This window comes from Candidatus Hydrogenedentota bacterium (genome assembly GCA_019695095.1).
Classification (GTDB): domain Bacteria; phylum Hydrogenedentota; class Hydrogenedentia; order Hydrogenedentales; family SLHB01; genus JAIBAQ01.
In genome coordinates, this window is the sequence record JAIBAQ010000023.1 from 19,845 (window position 1) to 39,199 (window position 19,355).

19 protein-coding genes are annotated in these 19,355 nt (G+C 53.9%); 8 read left to right on the forward strand and 11 right to left on the reverse strand.

The genetic code is table 11. The annotated features are described in order from the left end of the window. Window positions 1-69: 69 nt before the first annotated feature. From K1Y02_06135 to K1Y02_06170, 8 genes are all read right to left on the reverse strand, one after another. The gene (locus tag K1Y02_06135; GenBank protein ID MBX7255921.1) at window positions 70-264 is read right to left on the reverse strand and encodes a helix-turn-helix domain-containing protein; all 195 of its coding nucleotides are present in this window, start codon (window positions 262-264) and stop codon (window positions 70-72) included. Window positions 265-505: 241 nt separating this feature from the next. After that, window positions 506-1,339 (reverse strand): ThiF family adenylyltransferase, encoded by an 834-nt coding sequence (locus K1Y02_06140; GenBank protein ID MBX7255922.1) that lies wholly within the window; start codon window positions 1,337-1,339, stop codon window positions 506-508. Then, the gene (locus tag K1Y02_06145) at window positions 1,302-2,003 is read right to left on the reverse strand and encodes a hypothetical protein (protein MBX7255923.1); all 702 of its coding nucleotides are present in this window, start codon (window positions 2,001-2,003) and stop codon (window positions 1,302-1,304) included. The genes K1Y02_06140 and K1Y02_06145 overlap by 38 nt, the downstream gene beginning before the upstream one ends. Next, window positions 1,972-2,427, reverse strand: a complete 456-nt coding sequence (locus K1Y02_06150) for a hypothetical protein (protein ID MBX7255924.1) — start codon at window positions 2,425-2,427, stop codon at window positions 1,972-1,974. The genes K1Y02_06145 and K1Y02_06150 overlap by 32 nt, the downstream gene beginning before the upstream one ends. Further along, window positions 2,424-2,651 carry a hypothetical protein gene (locus K1Y02_06155; protein ID MBX7255925.1) on the reverse strand — a complete coding sequence of 76 codons (228 nt, stop codon included), beginning with the start codon at window positions 2,649-2,651 and terminating at the stop codon, window positions 2,424-2,426. The genes K1Y02_06150 and K1Y02_06155 overlap by 4 nt, the downstream gene beginning before the upstream one ends. Before the next feature lie 14 nt (window positions 2,652-2,665). Continuing rightward, complete coding sequence (locus K1Y02_06160) at window positions 2,666-3,079, reverse strand: hypothetical protein (GenBank protein ID MBX7255926.1); 414 nt, start codon at window positions 3,077-3,079, stop codon at window positions 2,666-2,668. After that, window positions 3,063-4,784, reverse strand: a complete 1,722-nt coding sequence (locus K1Y02_06165; protein ID MBX7255927.1) for a hypothetical protein — start codon at window positions 4,782-4,784, stop codon at window positions 3,063-3,065. Before K1Y02_06165 ends, K1Y02_06160 begins: the two co-directional genes overlap by 17 nt. Continuing rightward, window positions 4,781-5,275, reverse strand: a complete 495-nt coding sequence (locus tag K1Y02_06170; GenBank protein ID MBX7255928.1) for a hypothetical protein — start codon at window positions 5,273-5,275, stop codon at window positions 4,781-4,783. The genes K1Y02_06165 and K1Y02_06170 overlap by 4 nt, the downstream gene beginning before the upstream one ends. Window positions 5,276-5,977: 702 nt before the next feature. On the opposite strand from K1Y02_06170, the gene K1Y02_06175 reads away from it, so the two are divergent. Next, window positions 5,978-8,797, forward strand: coding sequence for a hypothetical protein (locus tag K1Y02_06175; GenBank protein MBX7255929.1), 2,820 nt, complete (start codon window positions 5,978-5,980; stop codon window positions 8,795-8,797). Between the two features lie 220 nt (window positions 8,798-9,017). On the opposite strand, the gene K1Y02_06180 is transcribed toward K1Y02_06175, so the two are convergent. The 3 genes from K1Y02_06180 to K1Y02_06190 form a co-directional block, all read right to left on the reverse strand. Further along, a complete protein-coding gene (locus K1Y02_06180) occupies window positions 9,018-10,193 on the reverse strand; it encodes a tyrosine-type recombinase/integrase (protein MBX7255930.1) in 1,176 nt (391 codons plus the stop codon). Window positions 10,194-10,844: 651 nt separating this feature from the next. After that, window positions 10,845-12,224, reverse strand: coding sequence for a DUF87 domain-containing protein (locus K1Y02_06185; GenBank protein MBX7255931.1), 1,380 nt, complete (start codon window positions 12,222-12,224; stop codon window positions 10,845-10,847). Then, window positions 12,217-12,657 carry a hypothetical protein gene (locus K1Y02_06190; protein MBX7255932.1) on the reverse strand — a complete coding sequence of 147 codons (441 nt, stop codon included), beginning with the start codon at window positions 12,655-12,657 and terminating at the stop codon, window positions 12,217-12,219. The genes K1Y02_06185 and K1Y02_06190 overlap by 8 nt, the downstream gene beginning before the upstream one ends. Before the next feature lie 214 nt (window positions 12,658-12,871). On the opposite strand from K1Y02_06190, the gene K1Y02_06195 reads away from it, so the two are divergent. The 7 genes from K1Y02_06195 (at window position 12,872) to K1Y02_06225 (ending at window position 19,355) form a co-directional block, all read left to right on the forward strand. Further along, complete coding sequence (locus K1Y02_06195) at window positions 12,872-13,375, forward strand: hypothetical protein (GenBank protein MBX7255933.1); 504 nt, start codon at window positions 12,872-12,874, stop codon at window positions 13,373-13,375. After that, the gene (locus tag K1Y02_06200) at window positions 13,372-13,530 is read left to right on the forward strand and encodes a hypothetical protein (GenBank protein ID MBX7255934.1); all 159 of its coding nucleotides are present in this window, start codon (window positions 13,372-13,374) and stop codon (window positions 13,528-13,530) included. The genes K1Y02_06195 and K1Y02_06200 overlap by 4 nt, the downstream gene beginning before the upstream one ends. 131 nt (window positions 13,531-13,661) lie before the next feature. After that, on the forward strand, window positions 13,662-14,054 hold the full coding sequence (locus K1Y02_06205) for a single-stranded DNA-binding protein (GenBank protein MBX7255935.1): 393 nt from the start codon (window positions 13,662-13,664) through the stop codon (window positions 14,052-14,054). Between the two features lie 135 nt (window positions 14,055-14,189). Continuing rightward, entirely contained in the window at window positions 14,190-14,408 is a 219-nt protein-coding gene (locus K1Y02_06210; protein MBX7255936.1) for a hypothetical protein, read from the forward strand. Between the two features lie 85 nt (window positions 14,409-14,493). Continuing rightward, window positions 14,494-14,691, forward strand: coding sequence for a hypothetical protein (locus tag K1Y02_06215; GenBank protein MBX7255937.1), 198 nt, complete (start codon window positions 14,494-14,496; stop codon window positions 14,689-14,691). Between the two features lie 12 nt (window positions 14,692-14,703). After that, window positions 14,704-15,606 (forward strand): ssDNA-binding domain-containing protein, encoded by a 903-nt coding sequence (locus K1Y02_06220; protein ID MBX7255938.1) that lies wholly within the window; start codon window positions 14,704-14,706, stop codon window positions 15,604-15,606. 353 nt (window positions 15,607-15,959) lie between these two features. Beyond that, window positions 15,960-19,355, forward strand: coding sequence for an NgoFVII family restriction endonuclease (locus K1Y02_06225; GenBank protein MBX7255939.1), 3,396 nt, complete (start codon window positions 15,960-15,962; stop codon window positions 19,353-19,355).

Consider the following 19,355-nt stretch of genomic DNA (forward strand, 5'->3'; position numbering starts at 1 on the left):
TAGAAGGGGTCACTTTCGATTGAGTGTAGAGCAGAGGCGTGGTCTTCTGCTAGTCATGGATCACCGTGACTATTCGTACTTCACAGCGTTGACCTGAACGGCTAATCGCTCAAGAAGTCGTTCGACATCCACATGTCTGAAGCGAAGTGTTCGATGACCAAGCCTGACGTGCGGGAGGAGATTCGACGCAACAAACCGCTCAACCGTGCGTGGCGATACGGCCAGCAATCGAGCAACGTCAGACTTTTTGAGCAGTGGGCTCACGGCCGACTTCTCCTGGCACATCGCTGCGATCTGCATATGACCCAACACCTCAAGACGTTTAGAACAAGGATTGCAATTGTCATTGAGAGAAGGGTTCCTCCCGATAGGGTCACAATAGCTCGGCACAACTTTGGCACCTGAGCGATGGTCGTCAGCAGCCACGCGCCGAAGGAGGCCCACGCGATACACAGCGCGCATCGTGTCAGCGTCTCTAGCGTAGATTGACTCTTGATCCGACCTCTCATTGCCGTCGCCTCGTTCCCAAACCTGCGGCGCCTCCCTTCGATGAGTGATTTTGACCTCCACAAAGCGGACAGTCGGGCCTTTTCTCAATGACGAGCTCTGAACTTGGCGCGAAGCCGGCCAAATGGACATTTCGGAAATTCCATGCACGCCTTCGATCCATGAGCAGACTGTCTATCGCGTAGAGGGCTAAGCCCGCCACGACATCAAGAATATCGATTACAGCCGGCACGCGACACGGAGCCTTTGGGCTGTTCAGCGCGTTCGGGAAAACACAACCGAAGCAAGCGCCCCCAGGTTCCTGAACAAAGACGTAGCCATGCTCAGCCGCAAAATCGACTGCGAGAAAGACAACGGGGATGGCATGGCGCAGACAATATCGAGCAACGGCGACTCGAGTCTCCCCGTTGTCAACGCCACAAACAACAAAATCTGCGACCAGGTCATGGCCAAGAGCTACTGCATCTTGGAAGCTGAGAGCATGACCTTCGAGAATGGTTCCGCTCGGGGCGTGTGGCGCGAGGTTTTTGACGAGCTGAATCGCCTTGTTCTTGCCCAAGTCATTTTTAAAGAAGAACTGTCGATTCAGGTTTGAGTGTTCAACAGTGTCATGATCGTAGTAACGTAACCGGCGATAGCCTTTGCGGCACAAGCCGTAGCCCACTTGTGAGCCAAGACCGCCGCACCCAAAAATGGTGCCGGTAGACTTGCGGACTACTGCGTGGTCGAAAGACGGCAACATTTCCTGCCGATCCGTGACGGTAATACCGTCGGGGTTTCGCAGTGTCTTTGTCTCAATCCTGCGGTAGATCGATTTTGTAAACAGCTTCATTGATTTGCTTCACACCTGCGCCCAAGACACGAACTTCGAACTGCTTGGTGGATGTAAAAAAACGGACGAAGAAATCGCGGGTGACAATAATGCCGATTGCATCAGCGCCCGCTGATTGAATCGTATTCATGTATTGATCATCAATCGATGACGGGTGCGTCGCGCGTTCTCCCTTACCGGGATGACAATGCGCCATGCAGTGAAGCAAGCATCCGTTGTCTAGGATCTGAATGAGCGCATCGGAGCATGATTGCGCATCGCCTAACGCATAGATGGGCGATTGCCGTTGAGTATCCAGCGTGCAGATTCGTGATAGCACGCGTACCTGGCCGATGCGGGGGCCCGTAACGTAGGCAATTTGTTCATCCGCGCCAGGAGTCAGATGAACGACTAGATCGTGAAGAAACCATGAATCGACAACGATTGTCAGAGGCGCCGGTTCATCGAAGCGGCGCGCCATGTCGTGTGTGCACTCGTGAAGCTGATTCCATTCCTCCAGTAGGTCGAAATAGCTCCGCGCTCGTGATCGCTGCCACAGAGACAACGATTCCGTGATAGCGTCTCTGATCTGCTGTTCCTTTTGTTTCGCCATGCGTTGGGCCGATTCAATGGCGAGCAGGAACGCGGCTTGGTCAATTTGCTTTTGACATACTGTTGTCACCATGGCTGTGGCACTCCATCAAAATGGTTTCTATGGCAAGGATCTCAGCGGATAGGTCCGACATTTTGGTGTGATGAATCGAATACCAGCCGTGCTTTTGCTTGCTGAAGCACGACCAGTGATGATGGAACCTCAGTAATTCAGGCGGATCACGAATGTACAGGTCGAGTCGCCCAGACGGACTCTGCTCGGCCTTTCCTTCCCAGCTTCCATGCTGAGTGCGGAAGTACCCATAGAAGGCCGGCCCATTCCTACTCCATGAGCGCTGCTGCCAATAGGGTCGCTGGTCACGTTGCACAACTGTCGTGGCGCCATTCAATTTGAAGAACTTGGGGTCTAATAAGACATGAACACGCTGTGGTGCTTGAACTGGTGGCATGGCCACCAGCTCAAGTAGGAATTCCGCCAGTTTGCCAAGAATGCTCATGCGCCGACTTCCACAGGGGTGCTGAGAAAGATCTTTTCGCCGTTATTGATTTTCTCATAGACGTTTTCGTCCTGGCCGAACGGTGACTGGCCTCTACCCCTGGTAATGAGGTAATTGCTCGGCAGTCCTACCTCTCGGATGATCTCCTCTGCAGTTGTACCGGGCATGATCGTCAGGTCTCTGATTTGCCCACTCTCCGCAACGACTGCGCTAATACTTTTCATTCACTGTTCCTTTCTCAGGCGCTGATTTGGCCTGATTGCTCATGCATCACCGATTGGGTGAAGATGTCCGAAGCTGACGCGTCATTCAGGACGTCGGTAGTTATGACGAGAATTCGGTTAAGGAACGTGGCCCACACCCGGCGGCACAGCAGCTCCTCAATCCTCCTCTTAAGAGTCGCCGACGTCGTCACAATGATGACTCGATTGCACCCGAGGGCGAAATCGCGCTCAAGGTTATTGCATACGTGTCGGACGCTGCGTTCGACCTCGATGCATGCAATGTCACGCTTGCGCGGATTGCATACGACAAGATCGGAATTCCCCTCTTCGCACTGGACGATGTATCCAGCTTTGCGACACAAGTGCAGGAGTCGCAGTTTCAACATAACGTGTTCATCTGACTCGCGGCCTCTACGAACGCTTTTCATATGCTTGAAGGAACTCCTTTCCCCTCGGTGTAACGGTCAAGATTTCCGTAGGGCGACCGCCCGAAGCTGACTTTTTGCGCTCATTCAGAATGAGCGCGTTGCCCAACAACGCGTTCTTAACGCGATTTCCCCGACCGCAAGACCACCCAATAGTCCTGTAGTGCGTAAGGACGCCAACGTCTGGATGAGTTAGCACGTCTCGGATGAGTAGGCACCACTCAGCAAACAGCTTCGGATCCTCATCCAGCTTGAGAGCGTCAGTTTGCGCGGAGTTGCCCGGCGTCTGATCATCGTTGGGTTGTAGTATCTCGCGGTATGAAATCGGGGGATCCGACCGCTCATCAATTGGGGAAAAAACAGTGCCCTGGTCCATTTGGCTCCAGATTGGCTTCATACGCGCCTCAACGTCAGCGTCGCTGAGGTAAGGGCCTGCATCGAAATTTGGAAACCGAAACTTTATCGGATAAGGATGTATGTCGCTTCGCAGAAAGCCCACGCCAAGCGGCAGCGACTGCAATTCGGCGACTCGGTTTTCAGGCAGCCCCAGGAGCAGCGCAGTCTCCCGCGCATCTGGAACGCTCCTCGTACCGAAGCAAAGGCGATTGCCCGCGTTTGCTTTAGCTGTATTGGCGAACTCAGTTGAGGATTGACCACCGGCGAATATGCCAATTCCCGACGAACGCACCTCACGGAAAAGTTGCATATGAGGCGCGAAATACGCACAGCCAGGCTCTGAGCGCATTTCTTCACCGAAAACACGTTGGCCTTCGTCGAATATGAACACCTCTCTGAGTGTGGTGGTATGGCGCGCCTGCGCACGCCTCAATTGAAGGCGCAATGAGTAGATTTCCATCAGAGTTTGTTGAATCAACGGCGGTACGCCCAAGTATTCGTACACAGTGACGGAGCATGCAGGTTGAAACGTCGTAGACTTGCGAACTGAGGAGGCCCGACCGAGATATCCATTTAGCATCGCCAGTGCATTTGCGACTGTGTGTAAGGTGGGATCCCCTTTCTTGGTGCCAAGTTTAGCCAAGAGATATTGGAAATCGCGCAGGCTAGGCGCAGCGTCACCTGGGCCCATACCTCTATAAGTGCGTTCCAAAATGGATATGGCCTTGCTACGAACCAAATTATGGATAGATGCTCGCCGCAGCAAGGCGCTGATCATTGCCAAGCTGTACGTCGCTGGATCTCCAATCGGTTCGAGCAAATTCTCGCGACATTTGTCTGGCCTGAGAATAAGGACGTCGGAATAGACGTTCAGGAGGCGTCGGCCTTCATTCTTGTGATCGAAGAAGGTGACCGGAATTCGATGCCCTCTGAACTGGTCAATTTGAAACCAATTGAATGTGGTCTTACCACTTCCGGTTGGCCCAAATTCGACCGTATGAAGATTCAACGAACTATGCGGTACGTACACAGGTCTGTCGTCATGTGCATCAAAGCCGAAGAAATTTGCAGTATCTGGATCGACGTCTGGCCAAGAAGGTTGCCGAGGTGACAATCGATTCAATAATGCTTGCCCCTGCACCATTCGCTTCAGCTTGAACATGCTATCTGATGCAAGCTGCCCGTTTCTCACGTGCACTTTCGCGAGATCGTCAAAGAGCCTGACGACTCTGTCGTTTTGCAGGCCAGCGTCGTGAACGTCTTTGAAGACATCCGCGTACTGCGCAAAATGGCGATCTGCATCGAACTTCATTTGGGCCTCTGCATCGAACTCGTCGACCGGGGAATGGGCGGAAATTGGGTGTTCCGAGGACTGCTGCGCTGGTTATCCATGGCGCTCCAGACGTCCCAGTTCCAGATAGTGGCTTCCGCATGTTCCGGGCAGAGGATCATCAGGCCATTGGGACCATCGAGTGCGACGGCGTGTAATCTACAAAGCGAACGCGCGCAGATATGGCAGCGCGTTTCAATGCTGTCGTAGCCTTTGCAGACATAGCACCGCGCGGTAATTTGCTCAGGCGCAACAACGCTATCTGAACACGTGACGACAACTGACTTGGTTTTCGTAGCAGTAAGTGAGTCGCCCTTTCGTTCCCAGACTTCACTTTGTGTGGCGGCGATACTACTGACATGGGGATGGATGCGCAGAAAATGGCGGTCCTCGTGTTTAGGCGCGTAAATTTCTCGTGCCGCCTGGCGCATTTGATCCTCCTGACTAGGGCGATGACCAACACGCTGGGCCATGGGTCGCCCCCCATTGTTTCTCGGAGGCGGTAGAAAGCCGGGATCGATGACAACCGGTTCCACGTCGGTGAGTCTCGTCCGTATACCGCGCAGAGCGTCTTGGAGACTGTCCAGCAGTCGTATGATGGTTTGTTTCAAGGCGAGCATCCTTGCAGGACGAAGAACAGAAGAATTCCTGCGTACAAGAACCTGCGGATGACTTTCTGAATGCCGAACCGACTTGCCAACAACCCCGGCAGAATTCCTGGAAGAAAGACTATGAGGATCATAGAAAACACAAGGAACCATGCACGGGCCGTGGAGCCGAAGCCCTGCGTACACGTAACTGGAACTGAAAATGCCGTAAGAACGCCGAATGCCAAACACAGGGCTTGGAAGAAGGTGCTCCGGCTTCTGGCTTTCAGGAAGGCAAGCAAAAGGAGGACAAGCGGTATGCCAAGAACCAGTACCATTCGGGCCAACATGCCGAAGAATTGGTCGGGGAGAGAGCCGGACCAAGTGACGAAGGAAGTGTACGCCCGAGTTAGCGGATCTGCCTCCCCAGTGGCTATCGCAAAGAGTGATTGGAATCGACAAATCATTTTTTCTGTCCTTTCGTGAAGCCCAACGTTCACGATTGTCACTGTCATCCCTTTACTTGAGGGATGACCGCTATATAAAGGCGATATCTGCAATAAACGGTTCCCAGAACGGGCTGCCAGCATGAGAGAGAACGAGGAGAATGTTTTGCGTGTGGACGTACGGAACAAGACGCTCTTCTTGCGCTCGTCGCAGATTGCGTCGTGCAAGGAAGCGCGCGACGGAATCGCCGTCAAATTCCTCGAAAGGAACGCCACATTCCATTTGGGAGTCTTGGCACTCGTTCTTCGCGAATATGGCAATAAGAAGAGTGGCTTCATTCCAGTGAAGCGTTGGGCTCCAGAGATTTCGCTGCTATCCAAAGGCGCGTTCCCGGGTGGGCACGCAATCTCAAGGCCCTATGACGCCATAAAAAGCCGCTGGGCCCGGATCGTTGATTTGGGCAGCTCGCGGTTCGAGCTACAGGTGGGAGGCAGGCAGATCGGAATTCACCGAATCCCGAGCGGCATTACCGATCTTTTTAATTCTTTGGTCAAAGTTCAAGGCACGCCGGACAGAGCATCCTTCGAGATAATGGTAAACGTTCACCTATGCGGTGTTCCGCTGAGAATAGAGACACCTGACATCGGTGTGTTCTTGGGCCAGTTGCGTGCTGCAAGCCACGCACGATCGGGAACTGCATCTCGTCCAGGGAAAGCTGAGCGAAAGGACGAGTTCAACGCACGCGCCTACAGAACGAGATTGAAATCTGAGCTCGCGCGGCAAGTCGCACATTACAGCAAAGGACTACTAGCCATTGGCTCAATCACGAACACCCGCTTTCGCAAAGTGCGGGACGATGCCACTGGCACGACTCTTCAGGACAAAGACGCGGGTGGTATTGTCGACACAGTGGACTTGCTCAAAACTGTGACGGATCAAGTCGTGATCATCTCGGGCGTGTCAGGCGCAGGGAAATCAACGGCGCTGCGTCACCTTGCTTGGCGAGCATGCAGCACGACTACGTGCCTGCCACTCTACGCACGCTGCAGTTTGGATTGGGCTGATTCCATCAGTGTGATGCTCGCAGCATATGGAAACTCTCGCGGCGATAGTGAAGCGATTGTAAGCGAAATGTTTCGCTACAATTGTATCGTGTTTTTAGACGGCTTTGATGATCTGAACAGATCGGAGCAGATTGAGTTTCAGCGTGAGTTCAACGACTCAGTTTATCGGCTGCGGATAGCGAGAGTTTACATCAGCACCAGGGACTCGGATTTGCCGGACATTCCCGGCGCTGTTCGGTTTCAGGCATTGGAACCCGAGAACGGCGAGGCATGCCTAAGAGCTTTTGGGATCAGACCAGCCCTAGCGCAGAGAACAGTGCGACAACTTCGGGATTCAGGTGCCAATGCGCTACTTTCAACACCAATGTCCCTTTGGTTTGTGGCGTTAGTGCTCAAGCGCGATGCGTCCGGAGACATTCCGACATCACTCGGCCAATTGATGACACAAGTGGTCGAGACCTACTTTATCGCCGAGATGTTGAACAAGGCCCGCATTGCGGCGTTAAAGCTATCCAAACGAGATGCCCGCGACATCATCCAAGGACTGGGACGGCTGGCATTCAACATGATTGATGCGGATCGCACACTGAGCGAAACAGAATGCAAAGAAGCGCTGGCTGAACACTACAGGGGAAGATTGTATCCCAAGGAATTGGCCAGAAATCTGTACGACAGCGCTATTCATGAGGGGTTTCTCTATCGCGAAAGGGACGGGGGTGTACGGTTTTGGCACCGCATTTTCATGGACTATTTTGCCGCATGTCACATGTCGTTATACTGGGGAGACAAGAGGGAGCGATGCTGTGCGGAGGATTTGCTGGAGAGGTACAAATGGGACGATTCGTTGTGCATGCTGTGTGGAATCGCGCCAAGTCGTGTGCAAGAGGAGTGCGTAAAGCTTGCGACGGAAAGATACGACATCGATCTTGGCGTAAGGCTGTTGTCCAGCAGCTCATCAGCTAGTCGGTCAGATACTTTGATCGACTATATCCTTGGCCTACTTGAGCCGTTGCGGAGCGATGGAGCCGAAAATGCAGTTCTGTATGCGCATTTGCTTGCGCGGATGAATAGCCCAAGGGCTGCGGAAAGGCTGCTTCCCTTGGTTGATTCAGCTATTGAAAGTATTCGCACAGCGGTAGGTCTACGTAAACAGAGGGTCGTGAATGCAGAGGCTATCATGAAGCAAATTGATAGCCTAGCTGCAGGATGTGTAGACGAAAGCGCATTGCAACAACGCCAAACGGAATTGAATACCATCGCGTCAAAAGTGCGGTCTGGGCCTGGCTATCTGCCGCAATCCTTTACCGGTGATGCGAGCGATGTGATGGCGGCACAATACGAGCCTCGAGTTCACAAGAACAGGTCCTTTGGAGGACCTGACATAGACGAACGGCACTATTACTGGAATACCGATGACGTGAACGGAGAAGCGGCGAGACGACTCATAGGCCAACTGCTTTTAAAGTGGCGTGATCGGGGAAGAAGCCTATGGAACTACCCCAGCGTTCGGGACTACTGGCGTGACAAAAGCAAAACTTCGCCATTCGCAAAAGGAACGGAAGGCGATGAGCGGTCATATAATGAGGAACTAGATTCGTATGGTGAATACGCCGCGGATTTACTGGACTCCCAGAAGGTGTCGACCTGGCTGGGCTTCATGATTTTGAGACTGGCATTGATGCATCCCATGTTAAGCGGCGTTGAAACAATACAGAGAGAGGCGCTTCGTGACATGCTTCGATGCGCAAGAATAGAAGGCACAAGGATGGGCAATGAATGGATGCGCACGTGGACCTTGGTCATGAGGCGCGAGTCCGGGAGACGCTTTGCAGGCTTGATTCCGCCTGTATTGTGCGACGCGGCGGTACACTTTGCCGACATATGGGGCGAGGAGTGATCAGATCACCAGCATGGATGCTCAGGAACATTTATAAAGTCGGCACACCTACAACGATGCATGACGGCAGCAGATGAAGCATTAATCGTCGAAGTGCAAAGACAGATCGATTGCGGCAGAACTCATATCGCTATTCCAGGGCGACTACTCTTGGGCGCCAGCGAGGATTTGCTGGAGGAAGTGCGGAGGCTTTGCAAGCTAAACGGCGTTACGGTTGAGATCAGCCTGTTGTAGTTCCATTGGATCGTTTTTTCCTGAGCGCAGCTTCCAGCGCCTTGATTGGCGGGTGTCTCTGAAGTATCTCCGTGATCGCCTTTAAGTTGCCCTTTAGATCAGCAAGAGAGTTTTCCAGTTTGGCGATCCGGTCGTCCTTGATCTTGGTTTCCTGCTGCAGCTTGACCAAATCGTCCTTCACGTCACTTATCTCCGTCTTCGTGAATTTGACGTCCAATTCTTTGTTCTCCATGCCGGCTCTGGAAATATAGACGTCAGGCATGTTGCTGCTGAATCGCCAGCCGTATCGGTAGCACAACTCCTGGCGGTTGAGTTTGGTGGCGTAGTACGTTGCGGAACTGTGCCGCAGAAGATGGGGATACACTCGTCGGCGAAGAACAGAAACGCCGATTCGATTGAGGAACATTCGCGTAGCGCCGTAGGTGCCCGCAAATACCGGATCCTGCTGGCTCCGACCTTCAGCAAGTCGTGCCTTTATGAATGTGCTGACAACTTCCACACTATGCCGCCAATAGAGGCCAATTGTTCGCCCTTTTGTCTTGCTGTACTCCTCCTTCAGTGTGATGCGGACAAAATTATCTTTGCCGTTCGGGAGTGAAACATCTTCCATACGGATATTGAGAAATTCCTCAATCCTTGCTCCGGTGTCAAAAAGTACGGCAATGATGAACCGTTGCTCGGGCGTGCGGCACTTGCGCAAAAGTTGTTCGACTTGTTGTTCAGCCAGAAAGTCCGGCGTTCGCGTCTGATCTCGAGTGTCAAGCCAGCCGGCAAGAGTATGGGCACGAGCTTCGCCAAGTCGCCATCGCAAGAACACCTTGAGTGCTTTACGGATACTCACCTTGACTGAGTGGGAGTACGGTGCATTCTTGACCTTGGCTTGAATGCGGTCGCTGCTGAGGTCGCGGTCGAAATGTTCGACGTGTTTCAGGCTGAGACGTGCGGTCGGACGATTCCAATACTCGAGAGATATCTTCAGGACGCTGAGGTACTTCAGCTGCGCAGCTGGGGATATCTTCTTCCCGCGATTGACCTTGCCAAGTTCGAGGTCGGAAAGAAATCGGAGCAATTCGGCTTTGGTGGACGGCGGAACGCGCCAGTGGTCTAGACTACGCTTTCTGGCTTCCAAACTGTTTCCATGGACGAGAATCTTGACGTTCATACTGGACCAAAGGGCCACGGCTATTTAAGGCTTTCGGCCCTTGAACAGATTTGTTTAGTGGCCCCGAAGGCCCTTGCACAAAAGCGTTCAAGTCCCCTTTTTACTATCGATGGGATGCGAAATTGGCGCGCGCGCTTTCTCGGTCCTTCAATATCTCAAGCACGGCTTCCAAAACTTCGACCGGGTACTGATCCAACCAACTGGAATCTTCGGATGATGGTTGCTCCTTCTTTGAGGCAGTTGGGGTTGGCATTGGAAGAGTACGGGGTTTCTCTTTAAGAAGTTCCTTAGCAAAACATTCGGAACGATGGCTATATTTCCCCACATACTTACGTATGTAACGAGTCAGACTTTGTTCGGAGGAATATCCGATACGGACGGTGGGATTTGTTTCTGACAGATTGGGTGCGGTCGTAATGGATAAGTGTTCCATTGCGGGTTCCAAGCGGGATGGTGTTGGCCAGGTAGTGCAAGGCAGATCGGACGGTACTGCCACTACGGTTACATAATTTCATGAGCCGGGCCAAAGAGAGCGGATAACGGTAACACGGCCTTGTGCCGTATAGATGCCGGTAATAGTAAACGATCTTCTCGTACACCAAGTTCAGCAGGCGGACCTCACGCTCGTCGAGGACTTCGATGACTCCGGACTTAACCCAGATTCTCCTCTGAAGCATCGTCACCTCCCGCATCTAGCGCATCATCCAAAACTGCCCCTTTCGGAACGGGCACTAGCGGGAAACGGACGTAACAGGGATCAATACGCCCCTTGATCTTGACGATGCCCTCTCCGACCGCGAGCCGATCCAGATACACTTCGTCACCGCGGTTCAGGAATAGGGCTCGCTTGGCGGTTTCGATGTCATCTTCATGCTGCAGGCCGAGGTAGATCTGTGTGTTGCAGTTGCCAAGGACGTATATGGGAAGCAACGATGGATGCTGGGTGATGTTGACCAAGCCTTCGCCGAAGCTTCGAATCTCTCTGAAGACAGTTTCCAAGCTGTTCGTGGCCTGCTTTTCGACAAGGCTTCTCGGGAAGAGATTGTGTACTTCCTCCAGAATGGTCACATGCCTGAGTTGGTCTGTCTCCCCCTGGCCCAAACGATACAGGTGAATCCATCGCAGAATTATGTCGTTCAGGAAGACCCGGAGTGGCTTGGGTAATTCTTGGTCCAACTCAATGACGACGGGGTCATCAAGCAGGTCTTCAAGCTTGATCGGATTCCTTGCGTTGAAGGCACCTGCGGCTGGTCCGAAGACGAATGTATTGAGGATTCTGAGGCAACTATCTTGCCACAACATACGTCGACCCTTGAATTGGACGCGCTCGAGTTCATCCTTCGCGTCGAAGAAGTTTGGATACTGGTCCGGTATACCTTGGTATACGCCGGTATCCTGAAATTTCTTGTCGAGTATCTCGATCAGGATGTCCGCCACTCCTGGGCCTGACAGATGCGACTTTTCTAGAGCCTCGGCGACTACGCTTATCCAGGTCTTTGGATGAACGCCCGGTGGTCCTCTGAGCGGATTCCATCGAAAGGGCGATGCGCTTTTTCGACCGACGCTGAACACGCGAAGCTTTTCGGTGTTGGCGGTCTTGATCGCCCTCAATGCGCGATAGCTTCGCTTCCAGTCGATGACCAGAAATGGAATTGAGTTTTGCAGCAAACCCAACAGCAAGAGCTGCGCGACGTTGGTCTTGCCACCGCCTGTAATAGAGAAAATGCCGATGTGCTTTATGAAGTTTTCGCGCCTTAAGAGCAGCGGGATGCCAGATTGTTTGTCATAGAACACCGTGCCGAGTGGGAACTCCCCGCCTGCAGCGGGCACTGCGGGTGGCGGAAGGAGGATTCTACGATCGTCGACATCTGCAGCCAGGTATTGAGCCGCGACCATGTGGATAAGTGCTTCATTCTGTCGCTTCGACTGTTGAGTCTCTGAGGTCAGATAGGCCGTCCAGAGTGCGTCGGCGCGCCTTCCAATCAGTGGCTTCAGTTTTTGGCAAATGGAGCGCAGTTCGTCGTCAAACATTCTCCAGAAACTCTCCTCGCGCTTTCGCCCGTTCGTACTCGTCCCAGAATGTCAGGAAGTCTCGAAGAACGAGAACGACATCCCGCCAACATTCTGTGTCCTGAGCCCTGCGTTCTTTCGCCAGCTCAAATGTCTTTTGATACAGCGGCCCCTTTTCGCGGTGTTCACGGAGGTGGTAGTTCGATGCCACAGAAATTCCCTGAATCATGTTCGCCAGGGCTTCTCTGTCGTCGGCGATTCGCTCGATATTGTCCTTCCTGATCTTGAGTCGTTCGCGAACGGCCGAAGAAATGGTCTCCAGCTTGCTCCTCAGGACTCTCCGGTTGGTGTGCATCATTTTTCCGATGGGATTGTCGGCGGGCAGAGTCGTCGGCAAGGCGCTGCCGACTGAGTACAGCGATTTCGGCACGCTGATTCGGGTCCAATCAATCATTTCAGCCAGTTCCATCTAACCGCTGACACGGCACCAATAAAAAGCTTTGAGCGCGCCCAGTTCGGAAAGCGCTGACGCAACACTCTCCGAAGTTGGCAGCCACAAGCTTTATTAACTGCAAAGTGGCAACAGTGGGATGCAACGCGGAAGTAACGACAAATGGCTGAAGAGCGGACGACAGCGATCAGCTGTAGCGCAAGTGCTAAAAGGCCCAATGACGCCTCTGGAAATCTGGCGATCAGCAAAGACACTAGCGCCGAAAATTCGGCTTCGCGATGTCTGGCTCATTCTTGGAGAAATGCGGGCTCGTGGTGTTGCGACTTGCCTCAATCCAGGGGAACACAACGGCAAGGTATACGTCAGGGCGGACATCGTACCCAAGTCAAGTGATGGGACTGATTGGCACGCTTTTGCGGTGATTTATCGCTCGCGCGTCCGACATCAGGTGCTGATCGCGCTTATGAAGCGCTCACCACAGACAACGACCGCTGTCCGAAAGACCGTCAATGAACGATATCCACATGGGCTCGCGTCCACAGTGCGGGCCATGCAAGGCCTACGTCAACTCGGCCTGGTCACAGTTTGCGGTGAAGGCGCTAAACGCGGCCAGAAACTCTACGCGGTTACAGCCAAGGGCAGACGCTTGATGGAGCTATTCGCCAATCGAACTCGGCGTGCACAAACCTTTTTAAACGCGGTGCCCATGGAGTCGGTATGAGCAAATCAAGCCGGCGCAAAACCGTTCAGCAACTTGCGGAGGAAATCCTCGGTGAACTTCAAGAGATAGACCAGAAGGTTGAATACCTCATCAGACGCCTTCCGCGGAACGGGCATCACTTTCACGATCCTCAATGGAATGAATCGTTCGACTGACCTTCTCAGGTGAGTCGAAGCATCAGCTCAATCGCGTTTTCACGTGAAAGGGCAACGTAGCCGCACGTCTAGCGGCGCATGGGTCACACCTCCTGGTGTGGCCAGTATAAACCCAAGGAAGGAGCAGTAGCATGAATGTCTGCGTCATCAGCGGACAACTCGTGAATCACGCCGTGGTTCGAGGCAAGGATAAGCAAGTCCTTGTCTTCACCGTGGCGTGCAGTCAGCAGAATGGCGAGGCCGAACCCGTGGTATCACACGTACCTTGTGTGGTGTTCAACCCGAGTGAGGAACTGGCCCAGCTGTTGACCACTCAAGGCAAAGGCCTGGCCGTCGAGTTGCAGGGTCGCGTGAACATATCACAGTTCAGGCCCGACGATGAACCGCGGTCAAACGCCGAGGTCGTCGTGTATACCAAGACCATCAAGGTTGGAAACGAGGTGGCGACCGTATCGGTCGCTCCTCGGAAATGCAAGAAGTCGAAGGCCACTCAGGCGGAAGCCCCACAGGGCGTCGTAGCCTGACGTAGCTGAAGCTTCTGATCACAAGGCCTGTCTCTCGAAAGGGAGGCGGGCCTTTCTTGTTCTCCTGAATCAACCCCTGAAACAAGCCTGAAGGAAGTTGATTCAGGTCTATTCCGCGAAGAAAGGAGGTACCAGGTGTACTCACCCCGGATCTCGGAAGACCTCATTCCCAGCCTGTACCGGATGGCCAAAGCCGAGCGCGTCCATATGACAGAACTCGTGGACCGGCTCTTGGTCAAAGCAATCGCGTCGGAGTCGCTGCCAGGCGAAGCCCGCGAAGTCCTGCCAGTACGCATCCCCCTGCCGCGCAATGCGGCACCCGCCAAGAGTCCTGAAGACTCTGCGGCGGCGTAGTTCAGCAACGCCCGAAACAAACCATCGGCTCAGACATCCCGCCATGCCGGAGGTGTCTGCGCCGATTTCATTCAAAGGAGAATCCATGAACGAACCGCCCGAAAAAGATAACGCCAACCAAGAGGCATTCCGGGTCTCAGAGCGCCAACGGCGCAAGGCACGCTGGATTGCTAGACAGCTCGGAAACACCAAAGACGGACAACGCCGGGACACGGCCTTCCTCGTGTCCATCCTGGCCGCATTCGGCGGACACATCCGGTCGTTCCAGCGCCGCACGCCCTAGAAGGAGATCACCATGAAACGCAAAGACATATACGAGATCATCACGGAGAAGATATTGGCCCTGATCGACGCAGGGGTGAACCCGTGGCATCAGGCCTGGAAGTCGGGACCACGCCGCGCGCCACAGAATTTGCTGTCACGGCGGCCTTACCGCGGGATCAATGTGCTGCTCCTTGGATGTAGCCCTTATGGCTCACCATATTGGCTCACCTACAGGCAGGCTACAGCAATTGGCGGCAATGTCCGAAAGGGAGAGAAGTCCAGCATTGCCGTGTTCTGGAAGCTCCTCAACGGCAAGCCGGACCCTGCCGATCCTGAGCGCAAGGTCCAGATCCCGATCCTGCGGTACTATCCCGTCTTCAACGTGGAGCAGTGCGAGCATGTCGACTATCCAAAGCCGGATCTGCCCACGTTCGCGCACGATCCCATCGCTGAGGCGGAAAAGTTGGTTGCGGGCATGCCGCGACCGCCGACGGTATCACACGCGGTGGAAGACCGGGCATTCTACCGGCTGGCCACTGACACGGTGAACGTGCCTCCCTTGCAGCGCTTCGAGTTGGCCGAGGAGTACTACTCGACGCTTTTTCATGAGCTGACCCACAGCACTCGGCATCCCTCGCGCCTGAACCGAAAGGCTCCGGAGCACGACGACGACGGCACAACTGGGTTCGGCACGAAGAACTACGGCCGGGAGGAGTTGGTCGCCGAAATGGGAAGTGCGTTCCTGTGCGGCTTGGCCGGCATCGCGGATAGCACGCTCGCGAACTCCGCCGCCTACCTGGATGGCTGGCGCAAGGTCATCAAGGAAGACACCCGCCTTGTAGTCATGGCCGCAGCAGCAGCGCAGAAGGCTGTTGACTACATCACCAACGCTGAGCCCGCCGAACTCGCGACAGAGCAGAGCGCGGCAGCCTAGAGGAATCCCGCCCGCCTTGCCGCGAATTAAAGATGCGGCCTGTCTATCGGCCTGCGGCCGCGGTTTGGCGGGAGGAACTAACCAGAACGAAATGGATAATCCGGGCGAATCACGGCCCGAAAACAGATCAGGAATGGCAGCCGCGTCCCATCGCAAGGACCGGCTGCCATTTCTTTCTGGAAAGGAGAACCGACATGCGGCGAGAAGATGAACGACTGTGCGAGATGGCGGAATCGCGCAGCCGCGCCGACATTGCGTTTTCTTTTTGTTCCGTGTCTTTGGCCCGAATGCATGCCTCGACTTCGGATTTCAGGTTGGCTATACAATTCCCTCGTGTTTGGCGAGTTGCATCTATGCCGAGGATATTCGACAACATTGAAGAGACGTTGCTCTCTGCCTTGCGGGACACCTTGCCGCTGGCGAAACGTGGCGACTTTTGCGTCGGGTACTTCAACCTTCGCGGTTGGAAGCAGATAGACGACCAAGTCGATGCATGGGCTGGCGGTGATGGGCAGTGCTGCCGTTTGTTGGTTGGCATGCAAAAAATGCCTGCTGACGAACTTCGGACAGCCATGAGCTTGGTGGATCATGGCGATAAGCTCGACACTCAAACCGCGTTGCGGCTGAAGCGTCGGCTGGCCGAAGAGTTCAGGGAGCAGCTGGCCTTTGGGGTTCCTACCGATGAAGACGAAGCGGGTCTGCGGCGTCTAGCCGCACAAATCAAAGCGGGAAAAGTCGTCGTCAAATTGTTCCTCGGTCACCCCCTGCATGCGAAGCTGTATCTGCTATTCCGTCCCGATCCAATCAACCCGATTGTCGGCTACTTGGGCAGCAGCAATCTCACCTTTTCCGGCCTTCGCTACCAAGGCGAGTTGAATATTGACGTAATGGATCACGATGCATGCACGAAGCTCGCCAGGTGGTTTGAAGACCGATGGACTGACCGCTGGTGCATGGACATTTCCAAGGAACTGGTGGAAATAATCGAGACGAGTTGGGCGCGAGTCGAGCCGATCCCGCCTTATCACATCTACCTCAAGATTGCTTATCATCTATCGCAAGAGGCTCGGGCCGGCCTGAGCGAGTTCGCGATCCCTCGCGACTTCGGGGCCAAGCTCTTTGAGTTCCAGAAAGCCGCGGTGAAGATTGCTGCGCACCATCTGAACAAACGCGGTGGTGTACTTATCGGTGACGTTGTCGGCCTAGGCAAGACGCTGATGGCGACTGCAGTTGCCCGGATAATGGAAGACGATCACGGACTGGAAACCCTTGTCATCTGTCCGAAGAACCTTGTCCCGATGTGGGAAGACTACCGCGAGCAATATCGCATGCGCGCAAAAGTTCTCTCCTTAAGCCAAGTCATCCGCGAGCTTCCGAAACTGCGCCGGTATCGCCTTATCCTTATCGATGAAAGCCACAATCTCCGAAACCGGGAGGGCAAGCGATTTCGCGCCATTCAAGAATACGTCGAAGGAAATGAAAGCAAGTGCATCCTTCTTTCGGCCACCCCGTACAACAAGACGTATCTGGACTTGTCGAACCAGCTCCGGCTCTTCGTAAAGGAAGATAAAGACTTGGGTATTCGCCCGGAACAACTTCTTAAGGAACTTGGCGAAACCGAATTCATCCGCCGCCACCAATGCGCCGTTCGCTCTTTGGCCGCCTTCGAGAAGAGCTTCTACGCCGATGACTGGCGTGATTTAATGCGACTTTATCTCGTACGTCGTACGCGGAGCTTCATTCAGAAAAACTACGCCGAGACCGACCCGGCGAGCGGACGGAAATTCCTGACCTTTGAAGACGGCACGCGATCGTATTTCCCCACTCGCCAGCCAAAGACGGTGAAGTTCAAGATTTCGGACAGCGCTGGAGAGGATCAGTACGCCCGCCTTTACTCGTCGGAGGTCGTGGATACGATAAACGAATTGACGCTCCCGCGTTACGGGCTCGGCAACTATCTTCATGCATCGCCTCGCCAGCCTCCTTCGCCGACCGAGCAGAAGACAATTCAGAACCTTTCCCGTGCCGGCCACCGGCTGAAGGGCTTCTGTCGTACCGGCCTTTTCAAGCGGCTTGAGAGCAGTGGCCAGGCTTTTATGCAGTCCGTCGAACGGCATATTCTGAGAAACTTTGTGTTCCTTCATGCCGTAGAAAGAAACCTGCCCTTGCCAATCGGCACCCAAGATGTCGGCATACTCGATTCGAGGATATTCGATGAAGATGCGGATGGTGACATCGGGACAGCTGAACTCTTTAACGATGAGACCGAGGAATCCGACGACATAGACGCAGCTTCAGGACCGCTGCGATCAAGAGAAGATTTCAAGCGGCGGGCTCTTGAGGCCTATGAAGAGTATGCGCGAAAATACCAGAAGCGGTTCAAGTGGCTTCGGCCAGACTTATTTGTGCCGTCGCTTGAAAAGGATCTCTCGGCAGACGCTGATGCACTTCTCAGCGTGATCAAGAATGCGGGGGTATGGAATCCTGACCAGGACGCCAAGCTTTCCAAACTGCTCAACCTCCTTTTGAAACTACATCCATCGGAAAAAGTCATAGTCTTCACGCAGTTCGCGGATACCGTTCGATATCTCGAAGCCCAGATTCATGCGAAAGGCTTAAAAAAAGCCGCGGGCGTAACTGGCGCCTCCTACGATCCTGCCGCAATGGCTTGGAGATTCAGCCCGGAAAGCAACAACAAGCGCAGCCAAGTGAGACCAGAGGATGAGTTGCGCATTCTGATTGCGACAGACGTGCTGAGTGAGGGGCAAAACCTGCAAGATTGCGCCATCGTAGTCAATTTTGACCTGCCTTGGGCTATTATCCGCCTGATTCAGCGTGTTGGCCGCGTGGATCGTATCGGGCAAAAGGCGGAGAACATCGCATGCTACTCATTTCTTCCGGCTGAGGGAGTAAACAAGATTATCAAACTACGGGATCGGCTCCGCCAGCGACTGAAGGAAAATGCGGAAGTTGTAGGCACTGACGAGTCTTTCTTCGAAGACGATCGCAACGACGAAGCCGTTCTCGATCTCTACAACGAAAAATCAGGAATCCTCGACGGTGAAACGGACACGGAAGTTGACCTGGCCTCTTACGCTTACCAAATCTGGAAGAACGCGATTGACCGCAACCCTGAGTTGGAAAAACTTATAGAGTCTCTTCCCGCCGTTGCTTATTCCACGAAGGCACACAAACCGACAGAAAAAGAACCGCATGGCGTATTGGTTTACATGAAAACGCCGGAAGGAAACGACGCTTTGGCATGGATGAACGATAAGGGCGAGAGCGTCACCGAATCGCAATACCAAATTCTGAAAACAGCCGAATGTCTACCAGAAACAGCCGCCCTGCCGCGACAACCGAATCACCATGACCTTGTCAAGAAGGCGGTCGAGTTGATCGTTGCGGAGGAAAAGACTGTTGGCGGCCAGCTTGGCCGTCCGTCAGGAGCGCGTTTCCGCACGTACGAACGTCTTAAGCGTCACGCCGAAGACGTTAAGGGAACACTCTTTGAGTCACCAGAGTTAGCGAAAGTTATCGAAGAGATTTACCGCTATCCGTTGCGTCAGACCGCTGTGGATACGCTCAATCGACAACTGCGCTCTGGCATTTCGAACGAAGACTTGGCGGGCCTCGCAATTGCCCTGCGACAGGAAGAAAGACTTTGCCTTGTCCAAGTAGAGGATCAGGCACAGGAACCTCGAATCATCTGTTCTTTGGGGCTATCGGAAACAAGCGTGGGAACATGA

What these genes read in the sequence shown, in the direction of transcription:
- K1Y02_06205 (MBX7255935.1), top strand. Translation starts at nt 13,662, where the DNA reads ATGAATGTCTGCGTCATCAGCGGACAACTCGTGAATCACGCCGTGGTT.
- K1Y02_06170 (MBX7255928.1), bottom strand. Translation starts at nt 5,275, where the DNA reads ATGGCCCAGCGTGTTGGTCATCGCCCTAGTCAGGAGGATCAAATGCGC.
- K1Y02_06160 (MBX7255926.1), bottom strand. Translation starts at nt 3,079, where the DNA reads ATGAAAAGCGTTCGTAGAGGCCGCGAGTCAGATGAACACGTTATGTTG.
- K1Y02_06225 (MBX7255939.1), top strand. Translation starts at nt 15,960, where the DNA reads ATGCCGAGGATATTCGACAACATTGAAGAGACGTTGCTCTCTGCCTTG.
- K1Y02_06200 (MBX7255934.1), top strand. Translation starts at nt 13,372, where the DNA reads ATGAGCAAATCAAGCCGGCGCAAAACCGTTCAGCAACTTGCGGAGGAA.
- K1Y02_06165 (MBX7255927.1), bottom strand. Translation starts at nt 4,784, where the DNA reads ATGAAGTTCGATGCAGATCGCCATTTTGCGCAGTACGCGGATGTCTTC.
- K1Y02_06195 (MBX7255933.1), top strand. Translation starts at nt 12,872, where the DNA reads ATGACGCCTCTGGAAATCTGGCGATCAGCAAAGACACTAGCGCCGAAA.
- K1Y02_06150 (MBX7255924.1), bottom strand. Translation starts at nt 2,427, where the DNA reads ATGAGCATTCTTGGCAAACTGGCGGAATTCCTACTTGAGCTGGTGGCC.
- K1Y02_06155 (MBX7255925.1), bottom strand. Translation starts at nt 2,651, where the DNA reads ATGAAAAGTATTAGCGCAGTCGTTGCGGAGAGTGGGCAAATCAGAGAC.
- K1Y02_06190 (MBX7255932.1), bottom strand. Translation starts at nt 12,657, where the DNA reads ATGATTGATTGGACCCGAATCAGCGTGCCGAAATCGCTGTACTCAGTC.
- K1Y02_06185 (MBX7255931.1), bottom strand. Translation starts at nt 12,224, where the DNA reads ATGTTTGACGACGAACTGCGCTCCATTTGCCAAAAACTGAAGCCACTG.
- K1Y02_06175 (MBX7255929.1), top strand. Translation starts at nt 5,978, where the DNA reads ATGAGAGAGAACGAGGAGAATGTTTTGCGTGTGGACGTACGGAACAAG.
- K1Y02_06140 (MBX7255922.1), bottom strand. Translation starts at nt 1,339, where the DNA reads ATGAAGCTGTTTACAAAATCGATCTACCGCAGGATTGAGACAAAGACA.
- K1Y02_06145 (MBX7255923.1), bottom strand. Translation starts at nt 2,003, where the DNA reads ATGGTGACAACAGTATGTCAAAAGCAAATTGACCAAGCCGCGTTCCTG.
- K1Y02_06215 (MBX7255937.1), top strand. Translation starts at nt 14,494, where the DNA reads ATGAACGAACCGCCCGAAAAAGATAACGCCAACCAAGAGGCATTCCGG.
- K1Y02_06220 (MBX7255938.1), top strand. Translation starts at nt 14,704, where the DNA reads ATGAAACGCAAAGACATATACGAGATCATCACGGAGAAGATATTGGCC.
- K1Y02_06180 (MBX7255930.1), bottom strand. Translation starts at nt 10,193, where the DNA reads ATGAACGTCAAGATTCTCGTCCATGGAAACAGTTTGGAAGCCAGAAAG.